Origin of the sequence: Flavobacterium chungangense LMG 26729, assembly GCF_000735715.2 — a bacterium.
Lineage (GTDB): Bacteria > Bacteroidota > Bacteroidia > Flavobacteriales > Flavobacteriaceae > Flavobacterium > Flavobacterium chungangense.
In genome coordinates this window covers 26,809-45,832 of sequence record NZ_JASY01000027.1, presented here as the reverse complement: position 1 = coordinate 45,832, position 19,024 = coordinate 26,809, and the positions used below count along the sequence as shown (strand labels likewise).

Genomic DNA, 19,024 nt, shown 5'->3' with positions numbered 1-19,024 from the left:
GCTACCTCTAAGGTTACAGTAACGGCTACAGGAGGCACACCGGGTTATACGTATGCTTACAAACAGGATGGAGTTGCGGCATTGGCTACAGATTATGTTGCCAGCAATAGTGCGGACTTAAACCCGACTACAAATGCCAACTGGGATGTTTGGGTAAAAGATACTAACGGCTGTACATTTAAAGTAGATGTTGCTATTGCAACAGACAACACACCAACAGTAACAGCCTCAGTAAGTAACCAATGTACAGGCTCAGGCAGTACTTTCCAGATTGTAGCCTCAGGTACAGGTTTGGCTCCATTGAGTTATAGTATTGGCGGTGCTACGGGAACATTCCAGTCAGGTGCTACCTTTACGGTTTCGGCTGGTACCTATACGGTTCATGTTAAGGATGCCAATGGATGTATCGTTCCATCAGCAGCCCTTACAGTTTATCCACAGTTGACAGCAAATGCAGCCGTAACCAGAGAGCTTAGCTGTTCAGCGACCACGCCTCAGGCACAAATTACCGTTACGGTATCAGGAGGCAGAACAGCCTATACGTATGAAGTTTCTGCCAATGGAGGTTCTACCTACACAGCAATGGCAAGTAATGTCTATACGACAGCTACAGCAGGTACTTATACTTTTAGAGTTACAGATTCTAATACTCCAGGGTGTACAGTTACCACTACTGCTACAGTAAATGCGATTTCAGATCCTACAGTTACCGCTACACAGGTAAATGTGAGCTGTAACGGAGGAGCAGCCAATGGTTCAGTTACCTTAACAGGAGCTGGCGGTTCAGGCGGCTATACTTACAGCAATAATGCTACAAGCGGATTTACGACAACGGCTACCTTTGCAGGATTGGCTGCAGGTTCTTACACTTTTTATGTTAAGGACAGCAAGGGTTGTACAGGTCTGGTAAATGTAACCATTACCCAGCCAACAGCCTTGACTACTACAGCATCAGCGACAGCTTTTAGCTGTAATGCTACAAATGTTAAGCAGTCCGCAGTTGTTTCTGTTGCAGTACCAACTACAGGAACTGCTCCATATACATATAGTTTTGAGGGAAGTGCTTTTACAGGTACGAGAACTTTCACGGTTTCCGATAATGGAACAGACCAGACTATAGACTATATAGTAAAAGACAACAATGGCTGTACTTTCACAGGATCTGTTGTTATCAACAGATTAAATCCACCAGTAATTTCAGGTATTACCCATACTGATATTTACTGTACGCCAGCTTCTCGTACTACCAGTACCGTTACTGTTGCCAAGGCAGCAGGTACAGGAGTTGGTACTACGTTTACATATGCAATTACGGCACCGGCAGCTTCAGTTACTTCAAACAATACGGGTATTTTCAGCGGATTGTCTGGAGGAGTTACTTATAGTTTTAAAGTGACCGATGCAAGCGGCTGTTACACTACAGGTTCTCATACAGTTCCTGTTGTTACCCCAATTGCAGCGATTGCTACCAAGTTGAACGATGTATATTGTAATGGAGGTTCTACAGGTTCTATCCGCTACGATGTAAGCCAGTTTACTACTACTTACAGTTATAGAGTCAACACAAATCCTGCCGTTACGGCTCAGAGTGGAGCTTCGTTTACCTTACCAAACCTTGGTGTAGGTACTTATGATGTTGTTTTCACAGATGAGACTACAGGATGTACAGCATCTACATCTATCACTATTACCCAGCCAAGTTTATTAGGAGCTACTGCTTCAGCGGTAAATGCCAATTGTAATGTTGCTACCTCTAAGGTTACAGTAACGGCTACAGGAGGCACACCGGGTTATACGTATGCTTACAAACAGGATGGAGTTGCGGCATTGGCTACAGATTATGTTGCCAGCAATAGTGCGGACTTAAACCCGACTACAAATGCCAACTGGGATGTTTGGGTAAAAGATACTAACGGCTGTACATTTAAAGTAGATGTTGCTATTACAACAGATAATGCTCCAACAGCAGTTACTGCTATTGGAGCTGGTTGTTTGGGTACTCCGGGAGGATACACTATCACTGCATCAGCAACAGGAGGAACAGGAACTTTATCTTACAGTATTAATGGAGGAGGTTCTTATCAGACATCTAATGTCTTTACAATAACATCGATAGGTACATATACTATTCGTGTAAAAGATGCTAATGGATGTACGATAGATAGTAACCCTGTTATTGTGGCTCCACAATTAACTCTAAGTGCTGTTTTAAATAAAGATATTACTTGTAATCCAGCACCAACTGCTGCACAAATTACGTTAACCCCAACAGGTGGTGCAGGACCGTTTACTTATACAAGTTCTCCTAATACTGGGACTTTTGCAGGAAATGTATTTACAACAAGTACACCAGGAAACTATATTTTTACAGTTACGGATTCTAATACATGTTCGGCTTCAACAACAACTGCAATTATTGTTACTCCAACGGTTAATCCTGTAATTGATGATATTGCTTTACCAGGAAACATTGGAGTTACTCAAATACAATCTATTAATTGTAATGGAGATGATACTGCAGCAATTGCAATTGCAATAGATAATACGAAAGGTCTAGCTCCTTTCATATTCAATATAAGAAATAATACAACGGGAGTTGATTACGGTACACAAACTTCAGGTTTGTCTGCTGGTGTTTATACAATTACACTAACTGATGCTAGAGGATGTACGGATACTGAAGACATTACAATTGTTGAACCAAATCTTATTGTGGTTGATTTTGATGTTGATCCTATTACTTGTGGCGCCGGAGGGGTTTCATTAGGAAGAATTATCGTAAATGGAGTAACCGGTGGAACTCCAAATTTTACTTATCATGTTACGGGAGTGAATGGCTACAATCAGAAGTTCACAAATCAGCCAGGTACATCACAAGTATTTGATATCGTTAATTTTGGATTGTATGAATTAATTGTTACTGATGCAAATGGTTGTCAGAGCCTGCACCAAAACATTTTGGTTGCATCACCACCAGATGATTTAGATATTACTGTTTCACCATCTCCGGTAGTTTGTTCGGGAACTGGGTCTGCACTTGTAGCTGTAAGTTCTTCTCCGACAAGTACCATTGGTAACGGACCATTTTATTTCAGTTTATATACAGGATCTGTTCCTTCATATCCATCAGGTGTATGGTTGGCAGAAGATGCAGTTGGTAGTAAAAAAACTACATTTAATAATTTGATTGCAGGTGTTACTTATACTTTTGTAGTATATGATGCAGATGCAACTCATGGAGGTACAGGAACAGGATGTTATTATTTTGAAACATCACAATTTCCAATTGGAACAAATTCAACAATTACGGTTACTCCTTTAACAGAAAATAATATTACTTGTAAAGGATCAGCAAACGGAAATGTAACATTCACAATGAATCATACTTATGGAGTAGCTACACCAGTTACATACCAAATTTACAATTCACAAAATGTTACACCGGTTGGTGGATTAGTTAGTACAATTATTCCGGCTAGTGGATCATTGGCTGTAAATAATTTTGGAACATTGCCATTCGGTAATTACTTTGTGTTAATTACTGAAGATGCAGGTGCAACAAATGCAGGTTGTAGTGTTGCTTCAGCGCCATTTGAAATTACAGAATCTGCTATTGATTTATCAGTTGCAGCTTCAAAAATTAAAAATGTAAATTGTAATGAAGACGGTGTTATTGCTGCTCAGGCAAAAGATGGTACAGCACCTTATACCTATCAATATTTGTTAGCATCAGCTACAGCACCAACAGCAAGTACAGTAGGTTGGACTGGAAATACAACTTTTGCAACAAGTGTAACAGGAAATTATATTGTTTACGCAAAAGATGCTTATGGTTGTATTAAAACTGCAGCTGTAACATTAGATGCAGATGATGCACCTATAGTTACTCCGCCAGCAACTTTGGTTTGTTATGATGGAACACCTTTTACCATTACTTTTTCAGGAACAGTTGATCCTGACTTAGTAGGGGGAGCTACTTATAGTGTTAACGGAAGTGCTTTCCAAAGTTCACCAAGTTTTACATTTAATGCCTCAGGGACTTATAATTTAGTTATTAAAGATGGAAACGGATGTACGGATGATGTTGATTTTGAAGTATATCCTAAGTTAAACTTATCTGCTTCACTGACTAAAGAATTAGATTGTACACCAAGCCCAGAAGCAGAAATAACTTTAACGACTACAGGAGGAAATACAACACCTGCTGCTAATTATACTTATGAAGTATCATTCAATAGTGGTGGATTCGTATTGGCTTCTAATCCATACTTAGCTGCGACAGCAGGAAATTATGTGTTTAGAGTTACAGATGCTAATAATGCAACAGTATGTCAAACGACAACAAGTTTTGATTTAGACCCGATTACACCAACGGTATTTACTACAACAGAAACAAATGTAAGTTGTAATGGAGTTGCCGATGGTACTATTACTGTGAATGTAACTTCAGGAGTAGGTCCTTACGAATATCGATTGGATGCGGGAGCTTTCCAAGCTTCTAATGTCTTCACAGGATTAGCAGCTGGAACAACTTATACTATTACGGTTAAAGATGCAAAATCATGTCTTTATCCAAAAACTCCAATTACCATCACCGAGCCTTCAGTATTGGCAGCTACATCTTCAGTTACACCATTTGGCTGTAATTCGGGTAATGTTGCACAACCGGCCGTTGTTACGGTAACGGCTACTGTGGGTACAGGTACAGCACCATATACTTATAGTTTTAACGGATCTGGTGTTTATAGTTCAGTTAATACTTTGGTTGTAGCGGATAACGGTACAGACCAGATTATTGCTTACTCTGTTAAGGATGCCAATGGCTGTATTGTTAACGCAAGCACTACGGTAAATAGATATTTGCCGTTGACCGGTATTACATTTGCTGTGACTACAGCGCCTGTTTGTCCGACCAATGTTGCCGATATTACTCTGACAGTAGCTGGCGGATATGTGCCTATGGCAAAATATGAGATCATTTCACCAATCAGTGTTGATAATGGAACTAATCCATTGTTTACCGGCTTGGCTCCGGATACTTATTTATTCAAGGTGACCGATGCTAATGGCTGTTCAATTGAAAGAAATTATACAATTGTTCCGGTAACCCCAATTGCTATTGCAGGAGTTATGCTTACAGATATTTCATGTAATGCTGCAGACGGTACTACCAATAACGGTTCAGCGCAGTTTACAGTTACAGGATTCAGTGCTACTGGTAATTATAGTGTTGTAACTTCTCCGGCAGTTGCAGCAGCACAGATTTCACAAGCTGGTGATGTTATTACATTAACAGGATTATCAGCAGGTACTTATACAGTAACAGTACAGGACAATACGACTCATTGTTCAGAGAGTGCCGCTGTTACTATAACAGAACCGAATCCTATTGCTTTCACAGCAGTTGGAACCAAAGTTTTCTGTTCACAGGATATTTCTAATATCACAGTTAGCGCAGTAACAGGTGGAACAGGCTCTTATACTTATGCAGTTGTAAACGGTGGTGCATCAGCTCCTGTTGCATCAGCTTACAGTACTAATTCAGTACTTTCAGTAGATACCAACCTGGCAGATCTGTCATGGGATGTTTATGTAAAAGATGCTAACGGCTGTATCCATATGGAGAATGTTATCATCACAAACAATGCTGCTCCGGCTATTAATCCGGCCGCACCGCAGTGTTATGCAGGTTCAGCCCTGACAGTTGACTTAGATGCCTTGACTACGACCTATAACGGTGTTAAATCATACACAGTAAACGGATCGGCTATAGCTACATCAACAGCTACCTTTACATCACCGGGTACTTATACCTTAGGAATTAAGGATGATAATGGCTGTGAGGCATTTGTAAACTATACCATCGAAAAACAATTGTTGGCAACAGCTACATTGACCAAAGACTTGTATTGTGCAGGATCAGTTAATGCGACTATTGATGTTGTTATTACAGATGGAGTTGCACCATATACTTATCAAATGTATGTAGACGGAGTTCCTTCAGGATTAGCAACGCCAACAGCAACAGGCTTTACAGCTTCAGTTTCTGCAGCAGGCAGCTATACTTTTGTCATTACAGACAGCAATGCGGCAGTTTGTTCAGTAACAACAAACGCAGCAGTTGTAACTACCCCTGCAACGCCAACAGCTAATGCAGTTCCAACGGCAGTAATCTGTAACGGAGAGAATAATGGAACAATCACAGTAACGCCATCAAACGGAGTTGCACCTTACACTTATGTTCTTAGCGGAACAGGAGCTAATGCAACAGGTGATACTACAGGAATCTATACGGGATTGATTGCAGGCACTACTTATTCAGTAGTTGTAACGGATGCCAAAGGATGTGCTTCAGCGGCAGTTCCGGTAACGATCACCGAGCCTTCAGTATTGGCAGCTACATCTTCAGTTACACCATTTGGCTGTAATTCGGGTAATGTTGCACAACCGGCCGTTGTTACGGTAACGGCTACTGTGGGTACAGGTACAGCACCATATACTTATAGTTTTAACGGATCTGGTGTTTATAGTTCAGTTAATACTTTGGTTGTAGCGGATAACGGTACAGACCAGATTATTGCTTACTCTGTTAAGGATGCCAATGGCTGTATTGTTAACGCAAGCACTACGGTAAATAGATATTTGCCGTTGACCGGTATGGATTTATCAGCTACTCCTATTTATTGTAATACAGCAGGTACTGTTGCGACAGTAACAGTGAATTCAGTTTCAGGAGGAATAGCACCTTATACTTACGAAATTATTTCACCAGCTTCAGCAGTTACTGCTCCAAGTACAACAAATAGTTTTACTAACTTATCTCCTGAGGTTTATGTTATTAAAGTGACAAGTGCCAACGGTTGTAGCATTACTAAGACAATTGTTGTTGAAGAAGCTGATAAAATATTTGTAACAGCTCAATTAATTAATGACGTTTATTGTAATGGAGGTACTACAGGTACTGTAGATTTCACAGTATCAAACTATATTACAGCTGGTAATTATACATTTGCTTTATCTCCTAATGTGGGAACAATGACTCAAAATGGTGATGTCATTCGTTATACTGATTTACCGAAGGGTAATTATACTCTTACTGTTACTGATGGTATATCAGGATGTACAAAACCAGTTGCTATAACAATTAACGAACCGGCAGCTGCTTTAAGTTCAACTTCAATTGCAACAAATATTAATTGTAATGAAGATAATGCGACTATTACAGTAACTGCAAACGGAGGAACTGCACCTTACAGATATGCTGTAGCAAAAGCTGGTGATCCGGTTCCAACAAGTTTCGTGACTAATAATCAGTTGGTTGTAGATACCAATAATGGTGTTGATGTAAACTGGATTGTCTATGTATTAGACAGTAATAATTGTGATGCAAATAATGCTCTGACTATAATTCCGGATACCAATCCAACTATTGCAAGCGCAGTAGCTACACAATGTCCAAGTTTAACAGGCACTTATGAAATTACAGTAACAGCAACCGGATTCAGTACAGCATTGTTGTACAGTATAGACGGTGTTAGTTTTGATTCAAACAATGTTATTACAGTTAATACTCCTGGTTTATACAATGTAACGGTAAAAGATGGTAATGGTTGTTCTTCAGCTGTTACTCAGGTTACTATTATGGAACCATTAATCCTTACGCCAACAGTAACAGCTTCTCCTTCTTGTATAGATGGTGATGGTGTTGTCGCTGTTGCAACTACAGGAGGTTCAGGAAATTTTGAATACAAAATAGATAATGGTCTTTATGGTGCAGTTGCACCATTTACAGGAGTGACTTCGGGTACACATACAATTTATGTTCGTGATATTAATACTAATTGTGAAAAGTCTGCTTCTATAGAATTAAAACCTGCTACTCAAATTACAGGATTTAAATTAGAACAAACACCTGTTACTTGTAACGGTGTTAGCGATGGTACTATTACAGCAAGTATGGATACTCCTGCAGATGGTATAAACGATAATCCAAAATACACCTATAGTTTGAATGGAGCTACTCCACAAGACTCACCTGTATTCACAGGATTAGCTGGAGGGAATTATACAGTGACAGTAAGATCAGAAAGAGGATGTGAAAAAACTCTTCCAGTTACTGTAGGTGAACCAGGTCCTATTGTAGTAAACAATGTTGATTTTTCTCAATTTGTTTGTAATACAGGAACGAACTTATCTAATTCCACAACGCTTACAGTTGATCAGGTAACAGGAGGTTCAGGTACGTATACTTATGAATTCATTAAAAACGGTACTCAGGTTCAAACAGGAACTTCAAATACTTACACTGAATATGATTTATCTGGTGGAAGTTACACAGTAAATGTTTATGATAGTAATCGTTGTATGGCTACTTATGCTAATCCTATAACAATTAATCCATACATTAAATTAGATAAAATAAATGTTGTAAAAACTGCAATTACATGTACTAATCCTGAAAGTATTACAGCTACAGCGCTTGATGCTGCAGGAACAGCGATAGCAGGTGTTCAATATACATTGACAGATGTGAGCGGAGCAATTACATTCGCTTCTAACACAAGAGGTAACTTTACAGGCTTACCGGTTGGACAATATATTATTACAGCATTTAATCCGGCAACACAATGTAGTATTCAGTTACCTCATTATGTAAACGAGCCAAATACTTTCGACTTAAAAGCTGTTAAAACAGATGTTGTTTGTTATGGTTCAAATAGCGGAACAGCAAGTATTACCTTAATTGATAATATTGGTAATCCTGATGAAGCAGGAACCTTTACTTACACAGTTACAGGACCTGTAACAAGTTCAGGAACTTCTGCAACGGCTGGACCATTGACTTTATCTGGTTTAACAGCAGGTGACTACATTGTTACAGCAACATTAATCAATAGTCCATTCTGTCCAGTGTCTACTACATTCACAATTGGACAGCCTGATGCAGAATTGAAAATTACAGAGGATCATAGTGCTATTACTTGTATCTCTGGTAATAATGACGGAAGAATTGTAGCAACTGCAACTGGCGGATGGGCTGGCGGATATGAGTACAAATTGGTAAATAGTGCTAATGTTGTTATTTCTGACTGGTCTGCAACTTATGAATTCTCTAATTTAACAGCTGAAACATATACTGTAAGTGTCAGAGATACAAAAGGTTGTCCTGTAAGTACTCCTGTAGTTTTAAAAAATCCAGAACCAATTTTGATAAATGTTACTCCAAGTGCAACTATGTTGCTTTGTAATGGTGACAGAAGTGCTACAATTACTGTAGTGGCAACAGGTGGTCAGGAAAGTAACTATTTATACACTTTGAATACAATAATATCACCGACTGAAACAATTTCTTCAGGACCACAACCTTTACCAATCTTTACTGGTTTAGGAGCGGGTACTTATAGTGTTACGGTAACTGACGGATTTAGTTGTAGTGAAGTTTCAGGTAGTATTACTATTAACGAACCAACAATTGTAACGGCAGATTTGCGTCAATCATATGACCCAACTTGTAAAACTCAGGCAAGCTTAACTTTAAGTGCTACAGGAGGAACAGGATCGTATACTTATAGTGCTGATCCTAACTTTGGAACAATACTAGGTTCATTCACAGCTGCAATTCCTGCTGTTATACCTAATGTAGCTCCAGGTAAATATCAGTATTATGTGAGAGATGCGAATAATTGTGTTGGATTTGTTTCAAGTGGTATTGAAGTTTTACCTATAGAAGATCTTAATATTCATTTGGATGTAAGGAATGCTGTTGTTAATTGTAAAGGTGATGAAACTGGTGTTATTGTTGCGACAGCGACTGGTGGTTTAGGAAACTATGTTTATACTTTATTTAGAAATGGAACTCCATTTAAGGGGCCTCAATCAAATGGTAACTTTACTGATCTTCCAGTAGGTGTGAACTATGTTGTTCGTGTAGATAGCGAAGATTGTGATACCTCTGAAGTAGCAGGTGATATCGAAGAACCGATCAATCCATTATTATATACACCAGAAGTTACAAACGTTACATGTAATGGTACTAATGATGGTAAAATTGTAATTAATGCTACAGGTGGAACTGGGAAAATTATGTATGCAATTTCTCCTGATTTAGATCAGTTCTTTAGCAGTAACGTATTTGATAATTTAAAACCAGGTAAGTATCAGATAATTGCTCTTGATGAATCAGGCTGTTATTATCTTCCTCAAGAGATTGAAATTACTGAGCCAACAGCTTTACAAGTAGCAATTATTGATCAAATAGTACCTGAAGGATGTAAAGGAGATAAAGATGGTGCATTCAAAATTGAAATAAAAGGTGCGATAGCTCCATATAGTTTTAGTTTAGATAATAAAGATGGTCCTTTTGTTGTTATAGATGGCACTTATGATAATGTTACCGGAGTACAATATACTTTTACAGGTATAGCAGGAGGTAATCACATCGTTTATATTAAAGATGGTAAAAATTCAGTATGTGTAGAGAGACTTGATGTTGATGTGCCAGAGGGTGTAGTACTTGATCCAAAAGCGATAGTAAATTACGACTGTGTCAATAATGCAGCTGCTAATTCAGTAACAATTACTGTTGATGAAAGTAATACAAGTCTGGCCGATATTGATTATTCTCTCGACGGATTGACATATCAGACAAGCAACATTTTTACGAATCTTGCTCCAGGAAAATATATTGTAAAGGCGAGACATAAAGATGGTTGTGAAGTATCAACAGAGGAATTCGTAATTAAGGCTGTTGCTCCATTGACCTTGGCATTATCTGCTGGACAACCTGAAATGAATGTAATTTCTGTTACAGCAGCAGGTGGATCTCAACCTTATATGTATAGTTTCAATGGTGAGGATTTTACATCTTCTAACAAATACAAAATCTACAAATCTGGAGATTATGAAGTGATAGTTAGAGATCAAAATGGCTGTACAGCAACATTAATAGTACCTATGACTTATGTTGATGTTTGTATTCCGAATTACTTCACTCCAAACGGTGATGGTCTTTATGACGAATGGGGTCCTGGTTGTACTAATATTTACAACAACCTTGAGTTCTCTATCTTCGACAGATACGGTCGTGAGATTGCAAAATATCGTTACGGTCAAAAATGGAACGGTAAATACAATGGCGAGGAGTTACCAACAGGTGATTACTGGTATGTTCTTAAACTAAATGACAAGAAAGATGATAGAGAGTTTGTCGGACACTTCACTTTATACAGATAACAAAATAATAGCCCCTATGATGTTATCTAAAAAAATTATTAGAATGAAAAAAATAATAGTATCCTTAGTACTCTTGGCTGTAACATCAGGTTACAGCCAAGAGTTAAACCTACCAGTGTTTACGCAATATTTGGCTGATAACCCTTTTGTAATTTCACCTGCCTATGCCGGTATTGGTGATAATGTTAGAATCAGGATTAATGGATTGACACAATGGGTGGGAATTAAAGACGCTCCGGACAACCAGTCTGCCTATATTGATTTTAGGCTTCTTGATCGTTCAGGCGTAGGTATTTCAGTTTACAACGATAAAAATGGCTACACCAGACAAACAGGTGCCAAGGTTTCGTTTGCCCACCACATCATTCTAGACTATTATTCTAAACAGTACATGTCTTTTGGTATTTCGTATAACTTTAATAGTTTTAGGATTGATACAGATGAATTTGATACTGATATTGAACACCCTGTTTTAGATCCTTCAATTACCAATAACCGTTATACGTCAAATAATAACTTTGACATTAGTGCTCTATACCGTAATAAAAACTTTTATTTGAGTTTTAATGCGAATAACGTTTTAAAGAAAAATACAGACAAATTTAGAGGTGTAGAACCAGATTTGCTGTCTAATTATCAGGTATATACTGGCTTTACATTTAGAGATGCCGAAAATAATCGTATCGAATATGAACCATCAGTATTTTATCAGTATTTTGCTAGTGATAAGCGTTCTTCTACCGATATCAACTTCAAGTACAGGCGTTACAATCGATACGAAGATTATTATTGGGTTGGGGTTTCTTATCGTATGTTAAATGACCAGTTTCCAAAGCCCTTATCATTAGGACCAATGGGAGGTTTTATGAAATCTAAATTCTATTTTGCATATTCTTATCAGTTTATGTTTAATGATTTTGGAAATTACAATTCAGGAACACACGTAGTAACCTTAGGATTTGATTTCCTTCAGGCATTAAGTAGCTGTCCTTGTACGGATAGTCCTGTTCATGATTAATTCGTTCTAAAGAAATTTTAAGAGCTAATTAAACTGGATAGTATAAGCAAGTCGCAACATTTATGTGTTTTTACCCCAATAATTTGAAATAGAATAGTAATAGCGTTAAATTTGACTAATATCATTTTGTCTGTCAAAAGGGATGTTAAATTTAATTTTATGAAAGCAAAATTTTCATTTTACGCGAAGCATATATTTTTGTGCCTTGCTTTTTTATTTTTGCCGTATGCCTTTACGTCAGTAAATAGTGCCTTTTCATTGCCTAATTTGTATTCCAATAATCATGATCGTATTTATCTCTTTATCTATTTTAGTTTACTCTGCTTTTTTTATTTCAACTACTATTATTTAATTCCAAAATATTATTTTTTAAACAAGCAATTTTTATATTTTATAATCATTGCTTGTTTTCTTTTGTTTTTTCTTTGGATTTCAAGATTCTTAGATCATCCGGATCATAATTTTTTAGATTTTGGAAACCATCCGCAACCCTTTTTAAATCATCCGCATCCTTTTGAAAGAGGACTAAAGCCGCCTCCACATTTTCAGGATATGCCACCAAAACCAATGCCTTTTGATACGATGGGCGGACCTCCAACTCAATATGGACATACTGCTTTGGTTTATTTGCTGGGGGTAATTTCAAGTTTATTGTTTGCTATTTCCAACAGACTACAAAATGTAGAAAGAGAAAAAATGAAATCTGAACTGGCTTTTTTAAAAGCACAAATTAATCCGCATTTTTTGTTTAATACGTTAAATAGTATTTATGCTCTTGCTTTAAAAAAAGATGATAAAACGCCTGATGCAGTCATACAATTATCCGAACTAATGCGTTATATCATTACTAATGCGAACGATCAGGTAATAGATTTAAACAAAGAGATCAATTATATTAATAATTTTGTTTCACTTCAAAAAACACGATTGGGTCAAACTGTGAATGTTGATTATAAAGTAAACGGAAATTCTTATGGTAAAGCAATTACGCCGCTTATTTTGATTTCTTTCATAGAAAATGCTTTTAAGCATGGTGTAAATCCCGATCAAACTTCTGTAATTTGTATTTATATTGATATTTTTGATGAAGAATTGACTTTGTTCGTATCTAATAGAAAAACATTTTCGGTTAAGTCAGAAACCGGAATTGGACTGCAAAATACAATTGAAAGATTAGCATTATTATACCCAGACAGGCATCAGCTTAAAATTGAAGATGCTATAGACAAATACATCGTAAATTTATCCATAAAAGTAGGATGATCAAAACAATAGCATTAGATGATGAGCCTTTGGCATTAGAGATTTTACAAAATTTATGTTCTGATATTGCGTATATAGATTTGCAAAAAACCTTTACTAAATCTGAGGAAGCTTTTAAATATCTCAGAAAATATCCTGTCGACTTGTTGTTTTTAGATATTGATATGCCATCCATTTCAGGATTGGATTTTTATAAAAAAATGCCACATAGAACAATGGTAATATTCACAACGGCCTATTCTGAATATGCAGTTGATGGTTTTACATTGAACGCAACGGATTATCTTTTAAAACCCATTTCGCTCTCCCGATTTCAACAAGCTGTCGAAAAAGCTTTTCAACAATGGAAAACTCAAAATCAGAGTTTAGAGCAACAATATCTTTTTATTCGTGCGGATTATAGTTTGATAAGAATACTTTTTACAGATATTTTGTTCATAGAAGGATTAGACGATTATATTAAAATTCATATTCAGAATCAAAAAACTGTTGTGGCCAGAATGACTTTAAAAAAACTGATAGAAAAACTTCCTTCACCAGAATTCATTCGTGTACATCGCTCTTTCATTGTTCCTGTTTCTAAAATAGAAAAAGTTAGAAACAAAACCATATACATTAAGGAAGAAGAAATTCCTGTAAGTGCAAGTTACGAAACAGCATTTTTTGCGTTGTTTAATAATAAAAGCTGAGTCTGGTATCCGGTCTATAAAGTTATAGGCCTTTAATTTTCTTCAACACCATTTAATTTTTAGCTAAATAGAGTTTTTTATCTTTTTAATTATTCAGAATTTGTAAAAAATTAGCTTCGTAGCTTGTTCCCAAAGGGATTTCTTTATCGTTTATGTAGATGATTTTATTGCGATACGATTGCATATTTGCAATTGAAATTATATAGGAACGATGTACTCTGCAAAAATCAGTTGTGGGTAATTTTTCCAATAAGGATTTCATTGTCATTCTTACAACTAAAGTCTTTTGATTTTTGATATGTACTTTTAAATAATTATCCAGTCCCTCGATGTATAAAATATCCGACAGCAACACTTTGGTCAAACCATAATCAACACGGAAAAGAATATAATTTTGTTTATCACCTTTTTGAATTTGATTTAGCTTTTTTACTTTATCAACAGCTTTCAAAAAACGGTCATAACTAAATGGTTTCATTAAATAATCTACAGCATTCAATTCATAGCTTTCCGCTGCATATTCTGAATAGGCCGTTGTGAATATTACCATTGTTTGCTGTGATATTGACTTGTAAAAATCAATTCCGGAAACAGAAGGCATATTGATGTCCAAAAAAAGTAAATCTACCGGATACTCTTCCAGATAAAACCGTGCATCTTGTGTTTTTGTAAAGAATTTTACTAAATTCACTTCTTTGCTTTGATTGCAAAAAGCTTCTAAAACTTCCAGTGCCGGTAATTCATCGTCTAATGCAATTGCTGTTATCATGTTAATTCTATTCTTAGATTTACCGTGTAAAAATGTTCATTTTCTTCAATTTTTAAAGTATGCTTTTTTGGATAATACAACTGTAATCTGTCGTATGTATTTTGAAGGCCGATTTTTGAAGATTCTATATTTATAATGCTTACTTTGTGGTTAAAAACCGCCATGTTTAAGTGGTTTTCAGATACTTCAATTACTATTTTTATAACTGAATTTTCATCTGGATTTACGCCATATTTAAAAGCATTTTCTATAAACGGAAATAATAATAATGGCGCAATTTTGTACTTCGAAAAATCGCCGTTGCTTTTATATTCCAAATCGACCGCATTTCGCAATCTTGATTTTTGTAAATCAATATAATTGTCAATATAGGTAATCTCTTTTTCTAAAAGTACTTCATCCTGATTGGAATCTTTAAGCAAATAACGCATGAACTCCGATAATTTTACAATTGTTTCAGCAGTTTTGTCATCTTTCTTGATAGACAAGGCATAAATACTATTCAAAGTGTTGAATAAAAAATGAGGGTGAATTTGTGTTTTAAGATGGGAAAGTTCTGCTTGTAATTTCTCGTTTTCAATGATTTTGTTCCGAACTTTTTCCCTAAGAAACGCAGAAGAAAAAATTACGGCTGTAAATAGAAAAATATGATGTCTGATTTCTTCGAGAAAAAAGAATCCGTTTGGACGTTTTTTAGGCATAAAATCCCTGTCAGGTGTATGGATTTCAGAAAGGAATTCATTATGTGGAGTAAAAGGATTATGACCTGTAATAATAGATGGCACAATACAAACAATCAATAAGCAAATGATAATAATAAAACCATACAAAACATATTTCTTTTTTATATAAAGTGTTTCAATCAAAACATAAAAATTCAGAAAAAAGAAAAGAAGCATTAACAAATTGGCTAAAAAATCTCGTTGAGTAGCTTTTGTAAACAAATAATTTTCTTCTTCAGGAGGACGAGGAGAAAAAAATAGAGGAAGAAACAGGAAGACTAAACTTCCTATAATTAAAAACAGATATGATTTTAGTTTCTTTTGCATAATGATGTAAAATTATACAATATTAAATAGCAGCAAAAAAAATGTGGTGAAATTGGAAAATGTAGTTGTGTATGCTATTATAAAGAGAAAAGGCGATGATTTTCATTTACTTACCACTACAAAAGTACCGTTGACCACAAAAAAGGATCCCTCTGAAATAATCATTTAATTTTGAAGTTTGAAGTTCCAATAAACCTTTAAAACCTATAAATTACTATGAAAAAAACAAAATTAATTTTATTAGGAGTTATTGCTTTCCTTTTAGCAATTGTATTTGCCTGCAGCAAAAGTGATGATGATTCTTCTAGTTCCGCCTCGGTTACAACTCTTGTAAGCGGATCGGCTGTTTTTTCTTCAACCGCTACTATTAATGTTGCTTATACAGGAACAGCTACACTTCCTTACACAGGCGGTAACGGAGCGTCTTATTCAGCAGGAACAGCTATTGCCTCAACAGGTGTCACCGGATTAACCGCTACTTTAACGGCAGGAACACTTGCAAACGGTGCTGGCAGCCTAACATATACTATTACAGGAACGCCTGCATCATCAGGAACTGCCAGTTTTGTAATTACATTTGGAGGACAAACTGTAACCATTACTTTGACGGTAAATTCTGCTACTTCGGTAGATTGTTCTACAGCAACAGGAGTTACAAAAGTAGTTTGTTTAGCCAATACTTTTTTGGCTACATTAACTACAACACAGCAAACATCAGTGGTACTTACACTAAATCTTTCCAATGCCAAAAGATGGTCTAATTTGCCTTGCGGCTTATCCTGTAGAAATGGGTTATTATTTAGCAGTCTTACTTCTGCTCAGCAAACAGCTGCATTAGCATTAATTAAAGCAGCATCTGGTACCAATTCTGGTGAAGGCTACGATGAGTTTAGTACAATTAGAGCGGCAGATGATTATTTAGGAACAACGGCATCCGGATATTCGTCAGGAAATTATGTAATTGCATTTTTAGGCACACCAAGTACAACCGGAAAATGGATGTTACAATTTGGAGGACATCATTATGCTCAAAACATTACCTATGATGCAGGAGCTGTAACAAGTATTACACCTATGCACGAAGCGGTTGAGCCTGCAGGTTCCTTTACTTATAGCGGCACAACATATTCAAGCCCATTAGCATCAGAACAAGCTGCAATGGCAAATATGCTGGCTTCCTTTACAACTGCTGAATTGGCAACTGCGAAAATTTCTTCAACCTTTTCTGATTGTTTAATGGTACCTGGTTCTACAACAAATACTTTTCCATCTACAAAATTAGGTATTAAGGTAAGTGAACTAAGTACAGCTGCTCAGGCAAAAGTTTTAGCGGCAATGTTACCTTGGATTAATGATGTAGATGCAACATCAGCGGCTTCATTTACGACTACATATACTAATGAATTAGCTAACACTTATGTAACCTACGCGAGTAACAGCAGTGGTGTTTCAGGAAATGCGAGTAGTTTTCTAACAGCAAACACTGACTATGTAAGGATTGATGGGCCAAGTGTTTGGATAGAATTTATATGCCAAAGTGGAGTAGTGCTATCAGGAATTCATTATCATACTGTTTTTAGAGATCATACCCGAGATTATATCGGATTGTAAAATAATAAATCATTGAAACTATGATTCATAAACTAATTTTAAACAACCGAAATCCTTTGGGATGGAGGTTGTTTTTCTTTTTAACATTGGCAATGTGCTGCACTTCTCAAGCAATATTTGCACATCAAACACCAAGCACTATTGTATTATTAGATGTAAATCCTAAAACGGTTTCTGTAGAGATCCAATTGCCTCTTGGGGAATTAGAACTTGCTTTCGGGCATGAAATCACAAAAGATCCTGAGCATTTAATTGAAAAATTTGGATCACAGCTCAAAGAATATTTATTGGCCCACATTCATCCAATGACAATTAAAGACAAGCCCTGGTTGGTTGAAGTAACCAATATGACTGTTGGAAAAGCAGAACAAACCATGAGCGGACCATATCAGGAAATTACAGTACAGCTTGTTCTTATTCCCCCGGCAGGAGAAAGTACCCGAAAATTCATTTTTGACTATGATGTAATTATGCATCAATTGGTTACTCATAGTGCTTTGGTTTCTATTCGTAGTGATTGGGAATTAGGAAAAACAAACAAAGAACCTGTAAAAGTTGGTGTTATAAGAGTAGACACCCGATCAACACTCATTTATCCATTAGAAGTAAATTTAGAAAAAGGCGGTAATTGGTGGACGGGTTTCAAAGGAATGTTTTTCTTGGGAATGGAACATATACGTGAAGGTACCGATCATTTATTATTTCTGCTTGTCTTATTATTACCGGCCCCACTGGTAATAAATCGGAAACGATGGGGAAATTTTGGAGGAACTAAATATAGCATCATGCGTTTGTTGAAAATTGTCACTGCTTTTACAATTGGACACTCCATTACACTTTTAATTGGCGCATCAGGCTGGATTAATCTGCCTGTGAAACCTGTTGAGATTTTAATAGCTGTTTCTATTTTAATTTCTGCAATACATGCTATCTATCCTATTTTTCCAAACAAAGAAGTTTATGTGGCAGTTGGTTTTGGACTGGTACACGGGTTAGCTTTTGCTACAGTACTTTCTGTTTTAAATTTAGATGCAAGTGTTATGGTTTTAAGCATTTTGGGCTTTAACATTGGTATAGAAATTATGCAGCTGTTTGTAGTTCTTCTCATAATTCCCTGGTTAATTCTATTGAGTCAGACTCCGGTATATAAATGGGTTAGAATTGTATGGGCGCTGTTAGCCGGAATTGCTTCCCTGGCCTGGATTTTGGAACGGGTTTTAGGAAAACCAAATAAGATATCAATTTTAATACAAAGTAATAATGAATATGCCCCTTGGGGAATTTTTATATTAGCACTTTTTTCCTTAATTATTTTTGGAGGAAACTACCGGATCAAACGTAAAAAACATATAAACCAATATACCATTTCCTAAATCGTTCTTAAAAAACCAAT

General features: G+C 36.4%; 8 protein-coding genes. 6 read left to right on the top strand and 2 right to left on the bottom strand.

What is annotated here, in order from left to right; genetic code table 11:
- Nucleotides 1–81 precede the first annotated feature (81 nt).
- From JE46_RS22680 to JE46_RS22665, 4 genes are all read left to right on the top strand, one after another.
- A complete protein-coding gene (locus tag JE46_RS22680) occupies nt 82–11,232 on the top strand; it encodes a T9SS type B sorting domain-containing protein (RefSeq protein WP_209445168.1) in 11,151 nt (3,716 codons plus the stop codon).
- Between the two features lie 43 nt (nt 11,233–11,275).
- Entirely contained in the window at nt 11,276–12,250 is a 975-nt protein-coding gene (locus JE46_RS22675; protein WP_031457580.1) for a PorP/SprF family type IX secretion system membrane protein, read from the top strand.
- Nucleotides 12,251–12,409: 159 nt separating this feature from the next.
- A complete protein-coding gene (locus JE46_RS22670) occupies nt 12,410–13,513 on the top strand; it encodes a sensor histidine kinase (protein ID WP_031457579.1) in 1,104 nt (367 codons plus the stop codon).
- Complete coding sequence (locus tag JE46_RS22665; protein ID WP_031457578.1) at nt 13,510–14,202, top strand: LytR/AlgR family response regulator transcription factor; 693 nt, start codon at nt 13,510–13,512, stop codon at nt 14,200–14,202. Before JE46_RS22670 ends, JE46_RS22665 begins: the two co-directional genes overlap by 4 nt.
- Before the next feature lie 85 nt (nt 14,203–14,287).
- Here JE46_RS22665 and JE46_RS22660 read toward each other — a convergent pair whose 3' ends face one another.
- The gene (locus JE46_RS22660; RefSeq protein ID WP_031457577.1) at nt 14,288–14,971 is read right to left on the bottom strand and encodes a LytR/AlgR family response regulator transcription factor; all 684 of its coding nucleotides are present in this window, start codon (nt 14,969–14,971) and stop codon (nt 14,288–14,290) included.
- Nucleotides 14,968–16,020, bottom strand: coding sequence for a sensor histidine kinase (locus JE46_RS22655; RefSeq protein ID WP_051872994.1), 1,053 nt, complete (start codon nt 16,018–16,020; stop codon nt 14,968–14,970). The genes JE46_RS22660 and JE46_RS22655 overlap by 4 nt, the downstream gene beginning before the upstream one ends.
- A 216-nt stretch (nt 16,021–16,236) precedes the next feature.
- Between JE46_RS22655 and JE46_RS22650 the strand changes: the two genes are divergently transcribed.
- Together JE46_RS22650 and JE46_RS22645 are read left to right on the top strand one after the other, a co-directional pair.
- Nucleotides 16,237–17,631, top strand: a complete 1,395-nt coding sequence (locus tag JE46_RS22650; protein WP_031457575.1) for a DUF3500 domain-containing protein — start codon at nt 16,237–16,239, stop codon at nt 17,629–17,631.
- Nucleotides 17,632–17,651: 20 nt separating this feature from the next.
- The gene (locus tag JE46_RS22645; protein ID WP_031457574.1) at nt 17,652–19,004 is read left to right on the top strand and encodes a HupE/UreJ family protein; all 1,353 of its coding nucleotides are present in this window, start codon (nt 17,652–17,654) and stop codon (nt 19,002–19,004) included.
- Nucleotides 19,005–19,024 lie beyond the last annotated feature (20 nt).